The following is a 22220-nucleotide window of genomic DNA, read 5'->3' as shown; positions in this document are numbered from 1 at the left end:
CGATGGAAAAAACCGAGTCCGCCGCGCGATCCGACCTGCCGCCCCCGATCCTGCTTCCCCCGCCGGCCGATGTCTGGCGGCGATTTGTCCGAAACCGGGTTGCGCTCTTTGGCGCCGTCGTCGTGTTCAGCGTCTTTCTCGTCGCCCTGGGAGCGCCGCTCCTCGCCCCCTATCCGCCCGATCAGATCGACATTCAGAACATCCTCAACCCGCCGAGCTTCCAACATCCGTTCGGAACCGACCCGCTGGGGCGCGACGTCCTCAGCCGGGTGATCTGGGGGGCACGTGTCTCGCTGCTGGTCGGATTTGTCGCGGTCGGCATCGCCGTCTTTATCGGGGTCTGGGTCGGCGCCGCCGCCGGCTTTTATGCCGGCGCGGTCGACGCGCTTCTCATGCGGCTCGTCGATGTCATGCTCTCGATCCCGGCTTTCTTTTTAATCCTGGCGGTGATTGCGATTCTGGAGCCGTCGATCTGGAACATCATGATTGTCATCGGCTTGACCCGCTGGATGGGGGTGGCCCGGCTGGTCCGGGGGCAATTTTTAGCGCTGAAGGAGGTCGATTATGTCGCCGCCGCCCGAACCCTCGGCGCGGACGATCTTCGGCTGATCTTCCGCCATCTCCTGCCGAATGCCCTGTCGCCGGTCTATGTTTCCGCTGTGCTCGGGATCGCCGGGGCGATCCTCACCGAGTCGGCGTTGAGCTTCCTCGGCCTCGGCGTGCAGCCGCCGAAGCCGAGCTGGGGAGGCATTCTGACGGCCGGAAAAGACAACCTCGAGATCGCCTGGTGGCTCTCGATCTTCCCGGGCCTTGCGATCTTCGTCACGGTCCTCGGCTACAACCTCTTGGGCGAGGGGCTGCGCGACGCGCTCGATCCAAGGTTAAAGGTGTGAAAGGCCGCGCGATTTCGGATTGCGGAGTGAGGGTCAAAAGATTTTTATTCCGAAATACGCAATCCGAAATCCACATTTAATATCAGGCTGCTTTTTTCAGCCGGGCGTATTCGCCTTGGCAGTAGGCGAGGTGCCGGCGCTCGTCCCGCAGCCCCTTCTCGACCGATTGAAGGATCTCGGGGGGGAAATTCTTGGTCGCTCCCTCTTCATAGGCCGAGACGGCCGATTCCTCATTGGAGACCATCGCCGAGAGGATCGCATCGGCCCCGCCGAGCTTTGAGACGGCGGTCCATCCTTTTTGAAGCACCCCCATGCCGCCGGGGCTTTTCTCCGGCTCTCCCCCATATTGCCGGACGAACGGGGAGAGTTCCTCGATATGACGTTCATGGTCCCCACGGAATTGGATGAAGTTGTCCCGGATCGTCGGCTGATCATTGAGGCCGTCGATCGCCGTATTATATGCGCCGATGGCATTGTGGTCGGTCTCGATGAGGTCGTTTAATGTGCTGACGATTTCGTCATTGCCCATGATGGCACCTTTGTACTCCATGGCAGGTTCCTCCTTGGTTTAAATCGGTTAAGCGGCGCGGGTCAAGAGATACTTTTCTGGAATTTCATAGAACTGTTTCCTGCACGCGTGGCTGCAAAAATAGTAACTCTTCCCCTCATACTTCAACGCGGTTGAGAGTTTTTCGTCGATCAACACCCCGCATACCGGATCTCGGCTCATTGCGTCCCCTTTTCTAAAAATGGGTTGATACGGAACGGCCTCCTTCAATGGGCGGTGCCGTGGGGGCCGGTCGGGCAGGCGAGCCCTCGATGGATGGTGAAGGGGCCGGCCCGGCGATTCGCTCGGTCATCCTCATGCCGATCCAGAGCTCTAACATCTTTTTCTGGGTACGATAGCGAAGGCTCAGGCCGAACTGTGGTCCCTGATGATGCGGGAGCGCCATTCCGAGATCGAATAGCGTCAGCCGAACCCCGAAGCGAAGTGACGTCATCGTTCCTCCCGTTGCCTTTAGACCGACGAATCGGAAGTCGATCCGCGGGTAGTCGTCAGCACTGCAATCAGGGTGCCGCTAAAAAGCACCGATCAGATAGATCTGGTTGAGGCGATCCCATTTTTAAAAACGAATTGTGTCGGACGGGTACAGATATTCAACGGAGGGTGGAAGGGCTGTCTCTTTTTTGCACACCGTTCGGGTTTAGGGGAGGTGTCCCGCGGCCCGATTTTCAATTTTCCATTGGGGAAGGTTATAGGTGATCCCGATCGGGGAGGGTTCGATTCCTGTGAACCGCTTATGAATGATCGGGAGGGCCATCGGGTAATAGAGAAAGGTGTAGGGCTGCTCTTCCGCAATCAGCCGGTGGACCTCCTGATAGATCTTCTTCCGGTCTTCCGGTCGGCAGCTCCGCCGTCCCTGAATGAGGAGGTCGTCGACCCGGGGATTTCGATAGGAGACAAAGTTGAACTCTCCCTCTTTCGTCTTGCTCGAATGCCAGATGTTGTAGATGTCGGGATCGAGCCCGACCCCCCAGCCGAGGATCACGGCGTCGAACTGCTTCTTGTCGATAAATTGGTGCAGCAGCGCCTGCCACTCGACTACCCGGATCTCGACCTGGATGCCGACCCGTTTCAGATTGTTTTGAACGATCTCCGCCGCTTTCATCCGCTCTTCATTCCCCTGATTGGTCAAGAGGGTAAAGGCGAAAGGCCGGCCTTTTTTCTGAAGCAGCCCGTCCTTTCCGGCCGGCTCGGCCGGGCGCCAACCGGCCTCGGCGAGGAGTGCTTTCGCCTTCTCCGGATTGTAGTCGAGCGCCTTCACCTCCGGATTGTAGGCCCACGACTCGGGGATGTAGGGGCCGGTGGCCGGCCGGCCGAGGCCGAAGAGAACCGCTTGGATGATCGCTTCTTTGTCGATGGCGTGGGTGAGCGCCCGCCGCACCCGCGGATCGGCGAACTTGGGATCGAGCAGGTTATATCCGATGTAAGTGTATGCCAACGCCGGATACTTGAATCGATTGAACTCGCGCCGGAAAAAGGAAGTGTCGGTCTGCTTCTGGTATTGCACCGGCCGAAGGGCCATCCAGTCGAGATTCAGCGCCTTTAGCTCCAGAAATTGCGTTGCCATGTCGGGGAGGATCCGATAGATAAACGTCTCGATCTCCGGCTTCCCCTCGAAGTAATCGGGATTCGCCTTTAACACGACCTTCTGGCCGGTGGTCCACTCCGAGAAGCGGAACGGGCCGGTCCCGACCGGGTTTCGGCTGAACGGATCGGTGTTGAGCTCTTTCCCCTCCAGCAGGTGTTTCGGAAGGATTCCCATCGTCCAGCTCTCCAGGCCGGGGGCGAACGGCTCCTTGTAGATCACCCGCACCGTGTAGGGATCGACCTTCTCGACCCGCGCGACCGATTCAAAATTGCTGCTGTAGGGGGTGATCACGTTCGGATCGATGACCTTCTGATAGCTGAAGAGCACATCATCGGCGGTGAACTCTTTGCCGTCGTGCCATTTGACCCCTTTTCGCAAATGGAAGGTGGCCGAGAGGCAGTCGGGGCTCCGCTCGAACGTCTCGGCGAGACTGCCGATCAGCCGGGCGTTCTTGTCGTATTTCACCAGGCCGTTGAAGACAAGGCTGGTAATCTCCTGGGAGGCGCTGTCGGAGGCCATCATCGGAACCAGCCGTTTCGGCTCGCCGATCGAAGCGGTTGACAGGGTCGTCGGATGCGCCGGCGCTTTCGGCTTCGTGCAGCTGCCGAGGCCGGCACCGATCAGGGCCGCCATCACGAAATAGATTTGAAACCGACGTTGAAGATGCATCGAACGATCCGTTTTGGGTTGCTGTCACTTCTTCTCATGCCAAGCTCGGTATAACAGAAGTCGGATGCTTTTCGCAACGGGTCGGGTCGGAGAGAAGGGAAGCGGACTGAAAGGGTCTCAGAAAAAATAAGAGGGGCGGGTCAAAAGCGGCCCGCCCCTCCGAGGAGAATCAGATGAAGATTAGTTATACCGCAGCTTCCGGAGCAAGGGAAGGGAGATCAATCCCGCAGCAAGAAGGAGAAAGGTGCTCGGCGTCGGAACCGGCTGGGTGGCCACGCCGGCAAAATCAATTTCGAGGGGCGTACTCGAACTTCCCCCGTAATTTTGAGTCTCGGTGATCTTAAAATATCCGCCGGTCACCGCCTGATCAAAAACGAAATAGTAGGCCTGATCAATGCCGGGTGCAACGTCGTTGGTTCCGAATCCGCTGGAGGAGAGAACGGTCGAGAGAGCCGATGAACTAAACCCATTAAAGAGAAGGTCCGATTGGGTGCAGGCCGCATTGTAGCAGTAGCGGAGCGCGAATGGATCCAGTCCTGCATCTTCGAAAATAACCAATCCGGGCACAGAGACATTGGAGGTGGAGGTCTTTAAGGTGAGCGAGGCGCCGCTGGTAAAGTCGACATTGAGCGGCGCATCGGTCGACTCGGTGACGATACCGACATCGTCGAGCTTGGCCAGCTCGCTGTTCACGCGGGCAGCGATTCCGCTCGCCGCTACTTCCGAGGGATCGAGGGTCCCTGTGTTGGATTGGTAATAAAGACGGTCCGAAATCTGGATCGGCAGCAGCCCGCTCACGGCGGTTGCGGAAGTGGCGACACCTGAGCTGAGGGAGAGCTGAAAGCCGGAGGTGCCGGTCAACGCAAAGGGGGCTGTCGAGGTCTGGGTCGGTGAAGACCAATCCCCCAGCAGGTAAGCTTGAGAGACGCTCAGCGCCCAAGCCGGCGCCGCTGAAGCAGCGGCGATCATCAGCGTCAGCATCGCGGCGATTACCCCGGCACGAATGCCGGATCGCTTTGATCGCCGCTCTGAAGAGATCGAATCGGACTTGCCCTGCGGTTCATTCAACATGTTTTAGACCCTGTTACAGGATTAATATTGTCTTTCAACGGGTGCCGCCGCTTTCTATGTAAACCGTATGAGTATACTCCTTGTTGGGATAATACTACGATGGGCACACCCCGGGTGTCAATGAAAATTTAACCCAATCTTACGCCATCATTGTCCGATGTTTGTCCCGCCCGCCCGTAATCAAGGCCGGACGGAATACAGTTCTTTCCTTGCTGATTCTGGGGTAAATCTTGTAGAGAGGGATGCCGTATGGCTTCAGAAAGCCGCATGGGGCCGGAGCGGGCGTTCTCTATATAATAGAAGGGCGGTGTTACTTCGAGTAGAGATGACAGCGGGTTGTATGTCCGGTGCCACGGTCGTTCTCTCCGGGATAGGTTTCCCGGCAGATCGCCATTACTTCGGGGCAACGGGGGTGGAAATAGCAGCCTTGGGGCGGATTCATCGGGGAGGGGATCTCCCCTTCCAAGCGGAGAATGGTTCGTTTCTTCTCGATGTCGACCTGAGGGACGGCCGAGAGGAGGGCCTGGGTGTAGGGGTGCTGCGGGCGGTTCAGCACCGCCTCGACCGGGCCGTATTCGACGATCCGGCCGAGGTACATCACCGCCACCTCATGGGCGAAGTATTCCACCACGGAGAGGTTATGGGTGATGAAGAGATAGGCGAGGCCGAACCGCTCCTGAAGATCTTTCAGAAGATTGAGAATCTGCGCCTGAACGGAGACATCGAGCGCGCTGGTCGGCTCATCACAGATGATCACCTTCGGATCGACCGCAAGTGCCCGAGCGATGCAGATTCGCTGCCGCTGGCCCCCGGAGAACTCATGGGGATAGCGCCGCTTCGCATCGACGGGGAGACCGACCTGCTCCAGGAGCCGATCGACCCGCGTCTCCGCTTCGGCGAATGATTTCGCGCGGCGTTGTGCTTCAATCCCCTCTTTGATGATGTCGCCGACCATCATCCGGGGATTGAGCGACGCGTAGGGATCTTGAAAGATGATCTGGCAGTCGCCCCGCTTTTCTCGAAGGGCCGGTCCGGAGAGGGTCGTCAATTCGACGCCGTCGAATTGAACGCCTCCTCCGGTCGGGCGAATCAGCTGAAGGATCGCTTTTCCGGCGGTTGTCTTTCCGCAGCCCGACTCGCCGACGAGTGCAACCGTCCGACCGGCGGCCAGGGAGAAAGAAACGCCGTCGACCGCTTTCACCTGGCCGACGATTTTTTTGAGGAGCCCTTTATGAATGGGAAAGTGAACTTTCAGATCGGTCACCTGGAGGAGGGAGTCGTTTGCTTGAACCGTTCCCTTTCCGTTCCCTTCCGTCGTTACTGAAAGTGTGGCTTCGATCGCGGTCGCCGGCCGCGTCGCCGCAACGGCCGGATCGTAGAGATGGCATCGCACGCCGCCGGCTCCGTCGATCCAGCGGGGGACGATCGTCTCGCACGCCTCCCACGCCGCATCGCATCGGTTGGCAAAGCGGCAGCCGGCGAACTCCCGGTTGAGCGGCGGAACGCTGCCCCGAATCACGCCGAGACGCTCCCCCCGCTTGTTCCGGTTCGGCAGCGAGTGGAAGAGCTTTTGAGAATAGGGATGGCGCGGGTTGCTGAAGAAGGTCGCGCGGTCGGCGCTCTCCACAATTTGACCGGCATACATTACGGCGACCCGGTCGGCCATTTCGGAGACGACCGCGAGGTCGTGGGTGATGAGTAGGATCGCCATCCCTCGCTCTCGCTGCAGGCGACGGAGCAGGTCAAGAATCTGCGCCTGAATCGTCACGTCGAGCGCCGTCGTCGGCTCATCGGCAATCAAGAGCGCCGGCTCGCCGGCGAGCGCCATGGCAATCATGATCCGTTGCTTCATCCCCCCCGACATCTGATGGGGGTATTCGTCGAACCGGCGGACCGGGTCGGGGATGCCGACCGAAATAAGGAGGTCGCAGGCGCGTCTTTTCGCCGCCGCTCCATCGAGGGAGAAATGATACCGCAGCGTCTCGGAGATCTGCGCGCCGACGGTCATCACCGGATTGAGGCTCGTCATCGGCTCTTGAAAGATCATCGAGATCCGATGGCCGCGCAGCGGGCGCATCGCCACCTCCGGCAGCGCGCAGAGATCCTCTCCATTCAACACGACCGCTCCCGACACGATCCGCCCCGCCGGCTCCGGAACGAGCCGCATGAGCGACAGCGCCGTCATCGATTTCCCGCAACCCGACTCTCCGAGCAGGGCAAACGTCTCCCCCCGTCGCACGTCGAACGAGATCCCGTCGACCGCCCGGACGATCCCGCCGTCGGTGTGAAACCAGGTTTTGAGGTCGGTCACTCTAAGGACAGGATCCGGGGTGTTCATGCGCGCCCCCTCAAGCGGGGATCGAGCGCATCCCGCACCGCGTCGGAGAAGAGATTGGCCGAGAGGACCAGGCCGAACATAAAGACGAAGGCGGCGACGAGCGACCACCAGACGATCGGCTCGCGCGCCATCTCCATCCGGGCGCTGTTGATCATGTTCCCCCAGGAGATCATCGCCGGATCGACGCCGACCCCGACGTATGACAAGACCGCCTCGGCGAGGACCAGGCCGCTGAAATCGAGGACCACCGAAATCAAGACGATGTGCATCACGTTCGGGAGAATGTGGCGAAGGATGATCCGCCAGCTTCCGACCCCGAGCGCGGTCGCCGCTTGAACATAGTCCATCTCCCGCAGCTTCAGCGTCTCGCCCCGCAGCAGCCGGCAGAGGCCGATCCAGCCGGTGACTCCGAGGATAATGCAGAGAAAGAGGAGGCGAATGTCGGCCCGCTGGTTCACGCTGGTGAACGCGTCGGCATTCTGATCCATATAGACCTGGAGGATCAAGACCGCCGCGGCGATCAGGAGCACCCCCGGCACCGAGCTGAGGGTCGTATAAATATATTGGATGACGTCGTCCACCCATCCGCGGAAGTAGCCGGCGGCAATCCCAAGGAGAATGGCAAAGGGGAGCATGACAAGCGTCGTCACGGTGCCGATTACCAGCCCGGTCCGAATCGCCTTGAGGGAGAGGTAAAAGACATCCTGTCCCACCTTGTCGGTTCCGAAGAGATGGTATTTGGCGCTCAGCGAAAAAGCGATCCCTGAGAGGAGAATGAGCAGGGTCAGGGTGCCGAGGGTCGCCCGCCAGGCGGTGTCGCTCTTCCCTTTTAAAATCGTTTCAGCCATCGCCGGCACCGTGGTTTGATGGCGCCTGCTAAGGCCGAGAACGAAGAGGCCATTGAACGCAAACGCCGCGACCAGTCCGATGGCGGTGCCTTGAAGGGTGGTGAGGAAGAGATCGCGCGACCGCTCCGATTCCGGGTTGCCGAGATGGGCGCCGCCATATTTCAGCCGGGGAAAGATGCGCCCCTGGGTGCCGTCGGGCATCTCGACCGTTTCCTTCGAGTACGCATGCGCCGCCAGCGGGGCGGAATAGGTCCGCTCGACATTTTTCCGGAGCCGATCGGTCATCCCATCGAGGAGAGAGACGACTTCCGGCGCGTACTGCGCCGCCTGGCCCGCCTCGGTTGCCGGCAGTTTCCGCTTGAAGTGGATCGAATCGGTCAAGCCGACTCCGACATAGGCGAGCAGGATGACCATCGCCGCCATCGCTACCGGCCGCCGGCGGATCTGCCGCCAGGGGGCGCGCAGCGGCTCTTGCCGGGAGGCGTAGAGGCCGAGTGCAATGGCCGCAGCAAGTAAGATGAAGATCAAGGCGTCGGTCCAGAGGACCACGGGGAGGATCGGCATCAGGTGAGCCTCACGCGTGGATCGACCAGTGTGTAAGAGATGTCGGTCAGAATCAGTCCGATGATATAGAGGACCGATCCGAGGAAGACCATCGCACGGACAATGGCGAAGTCCTGGCTGTTGATGGCGTCGATCGTATAGCTTCCAAGACCGGGGATGCCGAAGAACGATTCGGTTAGGAGCGAGCCGAGAAAGAGAAGGGGAATGATCACCACCACGCCGGTGAGAATTGGAATCAGCGCATTTCGTAAGACATGGCCGAAGAGAACCCGCAGCTCAGAGAGCCCCTTTGCCCGGGCGGTTCGGACATACTCTTTCCCGATCTCTTCGAGGAAAATCGTGCGGTACCAGCGCAAACTGCTTCCCAGTCCGGCGATCAAGCCGATTAAGACCGGAAGGAGGACGAACTTGAGGGAGCCGAATCCGCTGCTGTAGCCGGAGATCGGGACGAGCCGCAGCACCTTGCTGAAGAGAAACTGTCCGCCGATGATATAAAAGAGGGCAGAAACCGACATCATGGCGACGGCAACGATCACCCCCCAATAATCGATATAGGTTGCCCGGAAGAAAGCGATGAGCATGGCGAGAGTGATGTCAATCAGCAGCCCGACGATCAAAGCGGGAACGGCGATGGCGAGGCTCGGTCCCATTCGCTGGCGGATGTCGGCCCCGATCTCCCGCCCATCATCGGCCCGTCCGAAATCAAATGCAAAGAGCTTCACCGATTTTTCGAAGAAGATCGTCTTCGTGAACGTCCCCCGGCCTTCGGCGGCGGAATTAAAGAGAAGCGGTTTGTCATAGCCATGTTCCGCTTTCCACTTCTCGATCGCCTCCTGATTGACCCGTTTCATCCCGAGGTGCATTCGCGCCATGTTGTCGGGGGTGTTCACGACGAAGAAGAGAATGAAGGTGAGGAGATTCACCCCGATCAAGATCGGCACGGCATAGAGGACGCGGCGGATGAGGTACCCGATCATTCTAGTCTCCTCTGGACCGTTCCCCGCTCTCTGCGCCGGTAGGTCGCCACGGCCGGAAGGGTGCCGACCACCAAGACGCCGACCAGCGCCACCACCGGCCACCAGACCGGTTTGTTCCACGTTTGACGCTGTTGGGCGCGGAGGGCCGGATCAATCTTGGCATACTTGAGCGTGTTGTTGGCCATCAGGTTCGGCTTGGCCTTTCGATACCAGGCGTGGTAGAGGCCGAACTGCTTCGGATGAAAGCCGGAGGCCCAGGGGGCGTCGTACCGGACGAGCGCGACCATCTGGTCGATGATCGCTTTTCGCTCCGGGGTGTTCCCCATGTTTTTCATCTTCTCGAAAAGCCGGTCGAACTCCGGATTTTCGTAGTTGGTTGCATTCTCCCCGTTTTTTCCCGCCTTGGCATTCGGGCCGTAGAGGAGGAAGAGGAAGTTCTCCGGATCGGGATAGTCGGCGTTCCACCCCCATTGGAAGATCTGCCCGGTGCCTTTCAGCATCTTATCTTGGAACCGATTGTAATCGGTGTTTCGGATGACGAGCTGAATGTTCAGCTTCTCAAACTGCTTTCGCATCCAATCGAAACTCGACTTCGCCTCCGGTCCGGTGCCGGTGGTGTCGAAATTCAGGACGAGCGGCTGCCCGGTCTGGGCATCGCGGCCGTCGGGATAGCCGGCCTCGGCGAGAAGTTTCCGCGCAACCTCGATCGGTTTTCGCTGCGGCCGACCGTTCACCCAATCGTAAACGTAGCGGTTGATCCCGGCTTCCCCCTCGGTGTAGCCGAAGATCCCCGGCGGGATCGGGCTCTGCATTGCGATCCCCCGCCCGTTCCGGAAGATGGCGATCGACTCCTCTTCATCGACGGCGATCCCGATCGCCTGGCGGAGCTTTCGAGCGGCTTCGGATTTTCCTCCGACCACCGGGTCGAGCATATTAAATCCGAGGTAAAAGGTGCTCGTCTCCACGCTTGTCACGAGGCGGATTTTCTTCTCCTTCATCTCCTCGGTCAGGTCGGCATCGCCGGTGCCGCTGATCCGGATCGCTTTGTCGAAGGTGTCGGACGAGATTCCCGATGCGTCGTAGTAGCCTTGCAAAAATTTATTCCAAACCGGAACATCTTCTTTCTCCAAGCTGAAGACGACCTTGTCGATGAAGGGGAGCGGCTTGCCGGCGTCGGCGAGCAGGCCGGCCGCTTCATCTTCCGGCTCTCCCTCGCTCGGATAGCGCTCGCCATGGAAATTCGGATTCCGCTCCAGCACCATCTGACGATTCGGATTGTTGACCGTCAACATATAGGGGCCGGTGCCGATCGGATACCAGTCGAGGGTAATGTTCTTCTCGGTCAGCCCCGGTTGAGAATAAAATCGGTCGGCCTCATAGGGGATCGGGGCGAAGAACGGCATCGCCAGCCAGTAGATAAACTGCGGATATTTGCCGACGATTTTGATTCGATAGGTGTACCGATCGACCACCTCCACACCGGCCAGAGGGAACGTCCGCAGATCGAGAAAGGCGTCCCGGCCGGCCTTCACCTGCGCCTGCTGGAGGGTGGCGGCCAACTCCTTTAACCCGACGATATATTCCGACATAAAGCCGTAGATCGGAGACTGGATCTTCGGGTGGGCAAGCCGTTTGATTTGATAGACGTAATCTTCGGCGGTCAGCTCTCGGCTGCCGGTCCGCTTAAAATCGCCGAGGGTGGCAATCTTTGAAAGGTCGTTGGGGCCGAGCGCGTGATAGAGAAAGGGTCCCTCGCCTTCTTGACCCTCTTGAGCGAAGGCGGGGTGGGGCTGATAGCGGCTGCCGGGCCGGATCTTGATTTCATAGACGCTCGATGCCACCTGCTCCGCCGGGTCGGTCTCCTTGAGCCGCTCGCCTTTACTATTGAGGTAAATCGGGGTCGGCATTTCGGTGGCGGTCAAGGGGACCAGGGTGTAGGGACGCTTGAGATAGTGGTACTGAAAAGGGGGCTCGTAGATTTGACCGGTGAAGGTCGCTTCGTTGGAAGAGTACGATTGCGCGGGGTCGAGATGTTTCGGCCGTTCGCTGAAAGAAGAGTAGAGAATGTTTTTCCCCTCTTCCGACCGAGGATAGGGATCGTTCAGCGGGGAGCGGGCGCATCCGAGGATGGAGAGGAGAAGAAGCGCCGCAACAAGTTTGGTGGTCAAAAGAAGATTCATGCCTTTAGGGCACGATCATACTGATTTTTTGGAAAAAACTCAATGGGGCCGGAGTCGGCCCCCCTGAGTTCGATTGATCGTATGTGGAACCGACACCGGGAGAATTCTGTTGGTTTTGAATCCTCACACCCGAAGCGCCCTGTCCCACCCTTTTATTTTGCAGGCGCCGGAGCGGTCGTGGCCGGCGGTGTGGCGGGTGCCGCCTTCGACGTATCGTCCGAACCTTTGGGTGGAAGGGTGTCTTTGCCCCCCGGAACCGGAACCTCTTTCGGAACAAGCTCATCTTTCTTGCCGGTATCAACGATGGAGGAGGCGATCGATCGGTCCCGGCTCAGGATAGAAAGGGTGAGGGAGGTGATCATGAAGAGGACGGCCGCTCCGACGGTGAGCTTGCTCAAGAAGGTGGCGGCGCCGCGGCTGCCGAAAATGGTCTGGCTCGATCCCCCGAAGGCGGCCCCCATCTCGGCCCCTTTGCCGGCCTGGAGCAGAACGACCCCCATCAGGATGAGACAGACGATCAGATGAATGATTACGACGAATATGTACATTGATTCTCCTTATTATTTATTTTTTGCTTTTACTCCCAATTCGATCATATTGCCGAACGACTCGGCGGAGAGGCTGGCGCCGCCGGCCAATACACCATCGATGTCGGCCTCCTCCATAAATAGCGCAATGTTCTTCTCGGTGACGCTGCCGCCGTAGAGAAGACGGGGTGTGTCGGCTCCTTCTTCCGAAAGCGACAGAAAATAATCGCGGATCTGGCGGTGGGTCGACTCGGCTTCTTCCGGCTGTGGGGTGAGCCCGGTGCCGATCGCCCAGACCGGCTCATAGGCGATGATCCAATCCGACGGGCCTGGCCGGAGGTCGTCCTGCGCCTCTCTCAGCTGCCGCTCGATGACCTCCCAGGTTTTATTTTCCTCCCGCTCTTCCCGGGTCTCGCCGACGCAGAGGATCGGGATCAATCCCGCCCGCAGTGCCGCAGCGACCTTTTTGTGAATGATGGCATTCGTCTCTCCGAAATAGATCCGGCGCTCCGAATGGCCGATGATCACATAGCGGCATCCGGCGTCGCGGAGCATCAGGGGAGAAATTTCGCCGGTATATGCGCCGCGCTCCTCAAAGTGGGTGTTCTGGCCCCCCAAGCCGACGGGAACACTTCCCCCCTTTAGATAATCGGCCATCGGGGCGAGCAGAGTAAAAGGGGGGGTGACGATCGCCTCGAAAGGGAGGGGGGGAAGCTGCGGCCATCGCTTCTCCATCTCCTGAAGGTAAACGAGCGCCTCGCCGCGGTTCTTATTCATTTTCCAATTCGCCACAAAACAAGGGGTGCGCATCAAGGGACCGTTTAGAATAGAAATTCAGAATATAGGAGCCGGAAGTCAGAATTCAGAAGGAGGTGCGACCTGCCGATCCTTCCGGTTCCTGACGTCTGAATTCCGCCTTCATTAATAATTAGGCCTCTTTGTCCGGAAGGACCGCGAGTCCCGGGAGATCTTTGCCTTCCAACAGCTGCAGCGCCGCGCCGCCGCCGGTGGAGATGAATGAGATATTCTCCGACTCTCCCGCCTTGTGAACCGCCAGGGCGGTCTCACCGCCGCCGACGATCGTCAGCGCATACGAGTTGGCGATCGCATGGGCGATGGCGGAGGTGCCGCGGGAGTAAGCGTCCATTTCAAAGACCCCCATCGGTCCGTTCCAGAGGATCGTCTTCGCGTTCGCCAGCACTTCGGTGAAGAGGCGGACGGAAGCCGGTCCGGTATCGAGGCCGATCCATCCCTTGGGAATTTCCTGGACCGGGACGATCTTCGTCTCCGCCGCCGGATCCATGCTGGCGGCGACCACACAGTCGACCGGAAGGTAGAATTTGATTCCCCGCTCGATCGCATGCTCTTTGATCTCGCGTGCGAAGGAGAGCATCGAGTCTTCGACCAGCGAATTGCCGACATCGTTCCCCAGCGCTTTCAAAAAGGTGAAGGCCATTCCACCGCCGATGATCACCTTGTCGACCTTCTTGCCGAGGTTCTCGATGACGCCGATTTTCCCGGAGACCTTTGCGCCGCCGAGGATTGCCACGAAGGGGCGCGCCGGATTCTTCACGGCCCCCTCGAGGTAGGAGATCTCCTTCTTCATCAAGAAGCCGCACGCTTTCACCTTGATGAAGTGGGTGATGCCGGTGACCGAGGCATGGCTTCGATGGACCGCCCCGAAAGCGTCGTTGATATAGACATCGATTCCCAGATCGGCCAGCGCCTTGGCAAAGCCCTCGTCGTTCTTTTTCTCTTCCGGATGGAAACGGAGGTTCTCGAGAAGGAGGACATCGCCCGGCTTCAATTTGGCGACCATGTTTTGAACCTGCGGCCCGATGCAGTCGGGGGCGAAGAAAACCTCTTTCCCCAAAAAGCGTTGGAGCCGTTTTGCCACGGGGGCGAGGGTGTAGCGTGGATCGACCCCTTTCGGCCGATCGAGGTGGGAGGCCAGGATCACAATGGCTCCCTCGTCGATGGCGTAGTTAATCGTCGGAAGGGTGGAGCGGATTCGGGTATCGTCGGTGATGTGCAGGTTGCTGTCCAACGGGACATTGAAGTCGGCCCGGATGAAGACCCGCTTCCCTTTGATGGGGACATCTTCAATGGTCAATTTATTCATGTTCATGAGCGTCCGCCCTTTCTTTTTGTATGTGGGGCCCGTCCGGCAAGTGACTAAGAAAGGGTCCTCCGATGCGCCCACACCCCGCGGCTTGGACAGGCACCGCCTGATCCTCACCTTGATTCATTTCCCAGGCTCCGAATTTTTATCTGGACATCGTATTCGCGGCATTCGCGCCGGCATGGCCAGTCGTTTGCTTCATCTAGAATTTTTTCCAAATGGCTTAAACCAGCCGTTACTTTTTTCCGGCGATGTAGAGGATCAGATCCCGAACGCGGCAGGAGTAACCCCATTCGTTGTCGTACCAAGCGATCACCTTCGTCATCCGGCCGCCGAGGACCTTGGTCAGCGTCCCGTCGACGATTGAGGAGTGGGGATTGCCGTTAAAATCGGTCGAGACCAACGGCGCCTCGGTGTAGAGGAGAATTCCCTTTAACTCTTTCTGCGCCGCATTCGAGAAGGCTTCTCGAACCGACGCCTCGGTGGCATCCGATTCCAGCTCCGCCACCAGATCAATGACCGAGACGTTCGGTGTCGGAACCCGGATGGCCATGCCGTCCATCTTTCCGGCGAGATCGGGAAGGACCTCCGAGAGGGCTTTCGCCGCCCCGGTGGTGGTTGGGATCATCGAGAGGGCCGCGGCCCGCGCCCGCCTTAAATCTTTGTGCGGGAGATCGAGGAGCTGCTGATCGTTGGTATAGGAGTGAACCGTTGTCATTAATCCCCGCTTGATCCCGAATTGATTGAGCAGCACCTTGGCGACCGGCGCGAGGCAGTTCGTCGTGCAGGAGGCGTTCGAGAGGATATGGTGCCGGCTCGGATCGTATTTCTCCTCGTTGACCCCCAAAACCAGGGTGATGTCGGGATTCTTGGCCGGGGCGGAGATGACCACCTTTTTCGCCCCGGCGGTCAGGTGCTTCTCGGCGCCGGCACGGTCGGTGAACTTGCCGGTCGATTCGACGACCACCTCGACTCCCATCTCCTTCCAGGGGAGTGCGGCGGGATCTTTTTCCTTGGTGATCCGGACCGATTTCCCATCGACCAGCAGAACATCGTCCTTTGCCTCGACCTCGGGGCCGAACGTTCCATGCACAGAGTCATATTTGAGAAGATGGGCGAGGGTCTTGGCATCGGTCAGGTCATTGATCGCCACGATTTGAAGATTTGGATTCCCAAACGCAGTGCGAAAGAAATTCCGTCCAATTCTTCCGAACCCATTAATCGCTATTTTCGTGGGCATCTGTGTAGACACCTTCGTAGACATCGCTGCTCCTTTCAGTTTGCTCATTCTGCCATTCTGTCGATCTGATGATCAGCCGGTAAATAAGGATGTGAGGCGTGAAGCGCGAGGCGTCCGGGAAAAACGATCTTCCCGGATCCCTCCCACTCCACCCCTCACGAACTTAGAACGCGCTCTCTTCCTCATCCAGTTTAAAGAACTGTGTCGGGGTCGGGGTCTCGACCTTGTACTCTTTCGGTTCGGTCCCCTTTACAAAGACTTCGACGATCCCTTTTTCTTCACCCGGAGGGGTGAGCAGCCCGGTGTGCGGGTCTATCTTAGCATAAACGATATTGTCTGGGATAGAAAAAGGTGTAACGGGAAAACGGGCCAGCGTTTCCTGCATAAAACTCATCCAGATCGGCAATGCGGCGCTTCCGCCCGCTTCGCGGTCTCCCAAGGTCCGATTGTCGTCGAATCCGACCCAGACGCCGGCGACGACATTGGGGGAGAAGCCGATAAACCAGGCGTCGGTAAACTCATTGGTCGTTCCGGTCTTCCCGGCCAGCGGCCGCCCGAGTGATTTGGCTTTTTTCGCCGTTCCGCGCTGGATGACGTCTTCCATCATGTTCGTCACCACATAGGCGGTCTCCTTCGAGACGACCTGCTGCGGGGCGAGCTCGCGGTGCTCCAGGACTTTGCCGTTATGATCGCTGACCGAAATGATGAGGGTTGGATCGACGCGGACCCCTTGGCTGGCGAAGACGGTGTAGGCGGAGGTCATCTCGATCAGGGTGACGCCGGAGGAGCCGAGCGCCAGGGAGAGGTCGCGGGTCAGCGGGCTTTGAATGCCGACCCGCTTTGCGAAATCGATCACATTCCGAACGCCGACCTGTTCCAAGAGCCGAACGGTCGCCAAATTTCGCGAATAGGTGAGCGCTTCGCGAAGGGTGATCGGGCCGTAGAACTTCTCCTCGTAATTCTCCGGTTTCCAGACCTTGTCGAGCTCCACATCTTCGTAGACGACCGGGTTGTCGAGGACGACCGTCGCCGGGGTCAGCCCCCGCTCGATCGCGGTGGCGTAAATGATCGGCTTGAATGCAGAGCCGGGCTGCCGCCGGGCGGCGAGCGCCCGATTAAATTCGCTCCGCTTGAAGTCATACCCGCCAAGAAGCGCTTTCACCGCCCCGGTCGCCGGATCAATCGCGACGAAGGCCCCTTCGACGATCGGTTCTTGCTCCAAGCTGAAGAAGGTCCCTTTTCCCTCGGCCGCAACCTTCTTCACCTTGACTTTAATCAGATCGTTGACTTTGACGATGTCTGACACTTTCGGTTTCTCGATCACCTGCAGGTCGTCCGGGAGATGCGGCCCTTTCAGCCGCCGCGCCCCCCAGGCCATGTCTTCCATCAGCATCTTGCCGGTGACCCCGCCCGCGCGGACCAGCGCATACCCCTCTTTGTCCGAGAGCTGCGTCACCTGCCCGTCGAGGAGGTCGCCAGCCGCCAGCGTCGGGGTGGCGATCTCCGCCGTCTCGGCCGGTCTCTCCGCCTTTCCGATCGGACCGCGGTATCCTTGCCGCTTGTCGAGATCGCGCAGGCCGGTCCGAAGCGCCCGGTTGGCGGAGCGCTGCATGTCGATGTTCAGGGTGGTGTAGATGTTGAGTCCCCCCTTGTAAACCGCATCGTCGCCGTATTTGGAGATCACATATTGCCGGATGTATTCGATGTAATGAAGCGCCAGCTCTTCGTCGGGGACGAGCTTTTGGAAGAAGAGGTCTTGCTGGTAGGCCGTTTTATACTGTTCCGGCGTGATAAATCCCTCGTCAAGCATCCGTCTGAGGACGACCCCCTGCCGCGTCTTCGCTTTCTGCGGATTGCGATAGGGGGAGTGGTCGTTCGGCGCCTTCGGAAGGCCGGCCAAGAAAGCGACCTCGGCTAGTTTCAGATCGCCGACATCTTTGCCGAAATAGGTCCGGGAGGCGACCTGGACCCCATAGGCGCCATGCCCGAAATAGATCTGATTCAAGTAGATCTCGAGGATCTCATCCTTGGTCAGCATCGTTTCCATCTTGCGGGCGAGGAGGATCTCCTTGAACTTCCGCTTCATCGTCCGCTCGGAGGTCAGGAAGAGGGAGCGGGTCAGCTGCTGCGTAATTGTGCTCGCCCCCTGGCGAATCCTCCCGCTCTCCAGATTGGTCACGAAGGCTTTCACGATCCGGAGGTAATCGAATCCGCTGTGCTCGTAAAACCGGGAGTCTTCCACCGCCAGAATCGCCTGAATCAGCTCTTTCGGCATCTTCGAGAGGGGAACAAAAACCCGTTTTTCGATATAGAATTGCCCGATCACCCGATTGTCGTCGGAGTAGATTCGGGTCGCTTGGCTCGGCTCGTAGCTTCCGAGCGATTCGAGGGAGGGAAGGTCCCGGGAGAAATACCAGATCACCCCGCCGGCGGCGATCACCGCCAGCAGGGCAAGAGAGGCCATGGAGAGGAGGAGCCATTTCACCCATCGGAAACGACGCCGTCTCTCCGAGTTATTTTCAATCGGAATGTCCAAAATTCACCGGGATTTGCCAGGAAAATCCTTGATTGTCGAACCTTCAGCCTATCGGTTTTTGGTTTCCTTGTCAAGGTTGTTTCCCTCTCTTTCCGCGGATAAAATCCCTCTCAGGAGGGCTTTTTTGAGAGGAGAAGGGACCCTCTGTCCGGTCGACGAGCCGGCGGGGGAGGGGATTGAAAACTTCCTCTGTTTCTCTTATAGTACCGAGATTGCTGATATTGAGTTGGAGCCGGAGGTTGATCGGGGCCCGTGGCATTATAGCGCGGCCTCATAAGTCTTATAAGTAAGGATATGCGGAGCGCGATTGATCTTCCCGCCAGAAAGCATCGGATGAATTCGGTTTTACTCTTGATCTTTGATCTCGATGGAACGCTCATCGATTCCAAAAACGATCTTGCCATCTCCGTCAACCTGACTTTTCGTGATCTCGGTATTGCTGAAAGACCGCTGGAAGAGATCTACGGCTACGTCGGAAACGGCGTTCGGCGGCTGATTCTCGATTCGCTTGGGAACGCCGAGCCTGCATTGCTGGAGCGGTCGCTGGAGATCTTTGAAGCGCATTACCTCAAACACCTTCTCGATGAGACCGACCTTTATCCCGGGATAGAAGAGGTATTGCTTCATTTCAGCGGAAAAAAGAAGGCGGTCGTCACCAACAAACCGCTCCTCTATACCACGAAAATTATGGAAGGGCTGGGGGCGCGGAACCATTTTGATTTGATCCTCGGAAGCGAGCCGATCGTCAATTTAAAGCCGCATCCGGAGATGATCCTGAGAACCCTCAATCACCTCCAGGTGCCTCCCTCCGAGGCGGTGATGATCGGTGATTCGCCGAATGACGTTCTGGCCGCGCGGGCGGCCGGCATCAAATCATGCGGGGTCGGCTACGGCTTGGGAGATGTGAATCTTCTCCGGGAATCGAAACCCGATTTCTTCGTCGATACGGTGGCGGACCTCAAACGCCTGTTCAAATGAACAGGCAAAGGAGTTTTAAGTGAAAAAAATAAAATGGATGATCCCTCTCCTTTTAATTCACCTCTGGGCGTCCGCCGCCTCAGCGCAGACCCTTGCCGACCGGGTCGTCGAGAAAGTCCTCTCGAACGGCCTGACCGTCTTAATGGTCGAGCGCCATCAGGCGCCGACCGTCTCTTTTCAAATTACCTATAAGGTCGGATCGGTCAACGAACACAGCGGAATCACCGGCGTGGCCCATCTCTATGAGCATATGGCCTTCAAGGGGACGGAGCGGCTTGGGACGTCCGACTATCAGAAGGAGAAATCGGTTCTCGAAGAGTTGGAGGGACTGAACCGTGAGATCACCCTGGAAGAGGCGAAGGGGCCGAAGGCCGATCGCGAAAGAATAAAAGCGCTTCGGGTGAAATTCCAAGCGCTGGAGCAGGAAGGGGAAAAGTGGGTGGTGAGCAATGAGCTCGGCGAGCTCTACGATCGAAACGGCGCGGTCGGATTCAACGCCTCCACCGGTCGGGACGTAACTTCATATGTCGTGTCGCTCCCGGCGAACCGCCTTCCTCTCTGGATGGCGATTGAATCGGATCGCATGGCCCGGACGGTGCTGCGCGAATTCTACAAGGAGCGCGAGGTCGTCTTGGAAGAGCGGCGGCGGAGTGTGGAGACGAGCCCCGGCGGAAAACTGGTCGAAGCCTTCCTCTCGGCTGCCTTTGTCGCCCACCCCTACGGCTATCCGACGCTCGGGTGGCCATCTGATGTCCGGAATCTATCGGCGACGGAAACGGCCCGTTTTTTTAAGACCCACTATGCGCCGAACAATACGATTATTGCGATGGTCGGCGACTTCAAACCGGCCGAGGTGACGCCGATGCTCGAGAAATATTTCGGCGCCATCCCGGCCGGGCCGCCGCCGCCGCAGGTGGTCACGGCGGAGCCGCCGCAGCTGGGAGAGCGGCGAATCGAGGTCGAGGAAGAGGCCAACCCGCAGGTGATGATCGGCTATCACAAGCCGGGGATCGATCATCCCGACGACCCGGTCTTCGACGTCATCGACGCGCTTCTCTCTATGGGACGGACTTCGCGCCTTTATAAGAAATTGGTCGAGGAGAAGAAGATCGCCATCGCCGTGGGGACCAACTCCGGAACTCCCGGCGTCCGGTATCCGAGCCTTTTCACCCTCTCCGCCACCCCCCGCGCGCCTCATACCACGGCGGAGGTGGAAGCGGCCATTTACGAGGAGATCGACCGGCTGAAGACGGAGCCGCCGAGCCCGAAAGAGCTCGAGAAGATCATTACCAACATCGACGCCAGCTTGATTCGATCGCTTCGATCGAACAGCGGACTGGCCAGCCAGTTGGCCTATTTTCAGGCGGTCGCCGGCGATTGGCGCTATGTCCTCCAAAATCGCGATGATATCGCGAAGGTGACCGGAGAGGATGTAATGCGGGTGGCGCGGACCTATTTCACCAAGAAAAATCGAACGGTGGCGACGCTGGTCCAGGTATCGCCCCCTGCCGGGGAGGAAAAGAGGAAGGTTCTTCCCGTGTCGAAGGAGGAGGGACGATGAAAGGCTTTGTTCGCATAGAAAATAGAATTCAGAAGTCAGGAGTCCGGATTCAGAAGGGGAGGGCAAAACAGATTTTACTGCTGGCTTCCGGCTTCTGGCTTCTTATCTTTTCCCTTTCTTTCGCTGCGGTCCCGACCCCGGAGCTGCCCGATCCGCGAACGATGAACTTTCCCCCGCCGGCATTCAAACCGCCGAAGGCGGAGCGGCAGGTCCTTTCGAATGGAATGATTCTCTATCTGATGGAAGATCATGAGCTTCCGATCATCCGCCTGGATGCGGTGATCAAAGCTGGGAGCATCTATGAGCCGGCCGATAAGATCGGGCTGGCCGGCCTCAGCGGAATGGTAATGCGGACCGGCGGCACGCGAAATCATACCGGAAATGAGATTGATGAGTTGACCGATCAGCTGGCGATTGAGCTCTCGGTCGGCATCGGCTCCGATGTCGGTTCGGCGGGGCTCGATGTGTTGAAGAAAGATGTCGATCGGGGGCTCGGCCTCTTCGCCGACATCCTGATGAATCCGGTCTTTGAAGAGGAAAAACTTCAGATTGCAAAAAACAACGCCATTGAGGGGATTCGGCGGCGAAACGACCGTCCCTCCTCCATCGCCGGCCGCGAGTTCAATAAGCTGATCTTCGGTGCGGACAATCCGTATGGACGGGAGGCGACCGAGACGACGGTGCGATCGATCGGGCGGGCCGACGTGGTGGCCTTTCATGAGAAATATTTCGCCCCAAACAACATGATCCTCGGAGTGACCGGCGATTTCGATAAGAAAGAGATCGTCGCAAAGATCGAGAAGGCGTTCGCCGGCTGGAAAAAGAAAGAGATCGATTTCCCGCGGGTCGCGCCGGTGGTGGAGCGGAATGAAGGGGGGGTCTTCGAAGTGATCCGGCCGATTACTCAGACGCAGATCCGAATCGGCCATCTCGGGATCAAACAGGACAACCCCGACTTTTTTGCCCTCTCGATCCTCGATGACATCTTGGGGGCCGGCGGGTTCACCAGCCGGCTCTTCCGGGATGTCCGGACTCAGCAGGGGCTTGCCTACTCGGTCGGAACCGTCTTCCGGCCCGGGAACTTCGAGCGAGGGGTCATGGTCGCCTATGGCGAGACCCGTGTGGAGACGACCTATCAGGCGATCTCGACAATTGTCGATCACATCCGGAAGATTCGAGAGGCGCCGGTCACGGAGGAGGAGTTAAAGCGGGCGAAGGAGTCGTTTCTCAACTCCTTTATCTTCTCTTTTGCCAGCCCGGCGCAGATCGTCAGCCGTCAGATGTCGCTGGAGTATTATGGGCTGCCGAGCGATTTCCTGGAGCGCTACCGGGAGAACGTGGCGAAAGTCACCCGCGAAGATATTCTGCGGGTCGCCCAGAAATATCTCCATCCCGACCGGCTGGTCGTCTTGGTGGTCGGAGATGAGGGAAAATTCGACCGCTCTCTCGCCACGCTCGGGAAGATCGTTCATATACAGTTGACCCCTTAAAGATTCTGGAATGCGGCGGCAGGTTTGCCTGCCGCCCGTCTTTATCCGGGCTCCGACTCAATGCAGGGTTATG

General features: G+C 58.6%; 19 protein-coding genes. 5 read left to right on the top strand and 14 right to left on the bottom strand.

Going from position 1 to position 22220, the window contains the following annotated elements:
* The first annotated feature begins 2 nt into the window (after window positions 1-2).
* Entirely contained in the window at window positions 3-893 is an 891-nt protein-coding gene (locus HY282_08745) for an ABC transporter permease (GenBank protein ID MBI3803834.1), read from the top strand.
* A gap of 82 nt (window positions 894-975) precedes the next feature.
* Here HY282_08745 and HY282_08740 read toward each other — a convergent pair whose 3' ends face one another.
* From HY282_08740 to HY282_08675, 14 genes are all read right to left on the bottom strand, one after another.
* Window positions 976-1443, bottom strand: coding sequence for a PA2169 family four-helix-bundle protein (locus HY282_08740; protein ID MBI3803833.1), 468 nt, complete (start codon window positions 1441-1443; stop codon window positions 976-978).
* 27 nt (window positions 1444-1470) lie between these two features.
* Window positions 1471-1623 carry a YHS domain-containing protein gene (locus HY282_08735; protein MBI3803832.1) on the bottom strand — a complete coding sequence of 51 codons (153 nt, stop codon included), beginning with the start codon at window positions 1621-1623 and terminating at the stop codon, window positions 1471-1473.
* A gap of 13 nt (window positions 1624-1636) precedes the next feature.
* Window positions 1637-1894, bottom strand: coding sequence for a hypothetical protein (locus HY282_08730; protein MBI3803831.1), 258 nt, complete (start codon window positions 1892-1894; stop codon window positions 1637-1639).
* Between the two features lie 204 nt (window positions 1895-2098).
* On the bottom strand, window positions 2099-3715 hold the full coding sequence (locus HY282_08725) for a peptide-binding protein (GenBank protein ID MBI3803830.1): 1617 nt from the start codon (window positions 3713-3715) through the stop codon (window positions 2099-2101).
* A 180-nt stretch (window positions 3716-3895) separates the two neighbouring features.
* Window positions 3896-4786 (bottom strand): hypothetical protein, encoded by an 891-nt coding sequence (locus tag HY282_08720; GenBank protein ID MBI3803829.1) that lies wholly within the window; start codon window positions 4784-4786, stop codon window positions 3896-3898.
* 310 nt (window positions 4787-5096) lie between these two features.
* The gene (locus HY282_08715) at window positions 5097-7124 is read right to left on the bottom strand and encodes an ABC transporter ATP-binding protein (protein MBI3803828.1); all 2028 of its coding nucleotides are present in this window, start codon (window positions 7122-7124) and stop codon (window positions 5097-5099) included.
* Window positions 7121-8536, bottom strand: coding sequence for an ABC transporter permease (locus HY282_08710; protein MBI3803827.1), 1416 nt, complete (start codon window positions 8534-8536; stop codon window positions 7121-7123). The genes HY282_08715 and HY282_08710 overlap by 4 nt, the downstream gene beginning before the upstream one ends.
* A complete protein-coding gene (locus HY282_08705) occupies window positions 8536-9513 on the bottom strand; it encodes an ABC transporter permease (protein ID MBI3803826.1) in 978 nt (325 codons plus the stop codon). Before HY282_08705 ends, HY282_08710 begins: the two co-directional genes overlap by 1 nt.
* Entirely contained in the window at window positions 9510-11693 is a 2184-nt protein-coding gene (locus HY282_08700) for an ABC transporter substrate-binding protein (protein ID MBI3803825.1), read from the bottom strand. The genes HY282_08705 and HY282_08700 overlap by 4 nt, the downstream gene beginning before the upstream one ends.
* A gap of 152 nt (window positions 11694-11845) precedes the next feature.
* Window positions 11846-12241 carry a preprotein translocase subunit SecG gene (gene secG / locus HY282_08695; protein MBI3803824.1) on the bottom strand — a complete coding sequence of 132 codons (396 nt, stop codon included), beginning with the start codon at window positions 12239-12241 and terminating at the stop codon, window positions 11846-11848.
* Window positions 12242-12253: 12 nt separating this feature from the next.
* The gene (locus tag HY282_08690; GenBank protein MBI3803823.1) at window positions 12254-13030 is read right to left on the bottom strand and encodes a triose-phosphate isomerase; all 777 of its coding nucleotides are present in this window, start codon (window positions 13028-13030) and stop codon (window positions 12254-12256) included.
* A 118-nt stretch (window positions 13031-13148) separates the two neighbouring features.
* The gene (locus tag HY282_08685) at window positions 13149-14342 is read right to left on the bottom strand and encodes a phosphoglycerate kinase (protein ID MBI3803822.1); all 1194 of its coding nucleotides are present in this window, start codon (window positions 14340-14342) and stop codon (window positions 13149-13151) included.
* A 235-nt stretch (window positions 14343-14577) separates the two neighbouring features.
* Complete coding sequence (gene gap / locus HY282_08680; GenBank protein MBI3803821.1) at window positions 14578-15582, bottom strand: type I glyceraldehyde-3-phosphate dehydrogenase; 1005 nt, start codon at window positions 15580-15582, stop codon at window positions 14578-14580.
* A gap of 163 nt (window positions 15583-15745) precedes the next feature.
* Window positions 15746-18067, bottom strand: coding sequence for a PBP1A family penicillin-binding protein (locus HY282_08675; GenBank protein ID MBI3803820.1), 2322 nt, complete (start codon window positions 18065-18067; stop codon window positions 15746-15748).
* 175 nt (window positions 18068-18242) lie between these two features.
* On the opposite strand from HY282_08675, the gene HY282_08670 reads away from it, so the two are divergent.
* Genes HY282_08670 through HY282_08655 form a run of 4 tightly spaced genes read left to right on the top strand, consistent with a single transcriptional unit; the run spans window position 18243 to window position 22147 of the window.
* Complete coding sequence (locus HY282_08670; protein ID MBI3803819.1) at window positions 18243-18395, top strand: hypothetical protein; 153 nt, start codon at window positions 18243-18245, stop codon at window positions 18393-18395.
* Window positions 18396-18451: 56 nt separating this feature from the next.
* A complete protein-coding gene (locus tag HY282_08665; GenBank protein MBI3803818.1) occupies window positions 18452-19096 on the top strand; it encodes an HAD-IA family hydrolase in 645 nt (214 codons plus the stop codon).
* Window positions 19097-19133: 37 nt separating this feature from the next.
* Window positions 19134-20657: an insulinase family protein gene (locus HY282_08660; GenBank protein ID MBI3803817.1), complete on the top strand. Its 1524-nt coding sequence runs from the start codon at window positions 19134-19136 to the stop codon at window positions 20655-20657.
* Complete coding sequence (locus HY282_08655; protein MBI3803816.1) at window positions 20654-22147, top strand: insulinase family protein; 1494 nt, start codon at window positions 20654-20656, stop codon at window positions 22145-22147. The genes HY282_08660 and HY282_08655 overlap by 4 nt, the downstream gene beginning before the upstream one ends.
* Window positions 22148-22220: the final 73 nt, after the last annotated feature.

This window comes from Candidatus Manganitrophaceae bacterium (assembly GCA_016200325.1).
Lineage (GTDB): Bacteria > Nitrospirota > Nitrospiria > SBBL01 > Manganitrophaceae > Manganitrophus.
This window is presented reverse-complemented; position numbering and strand designations above follow the sequence as displayed.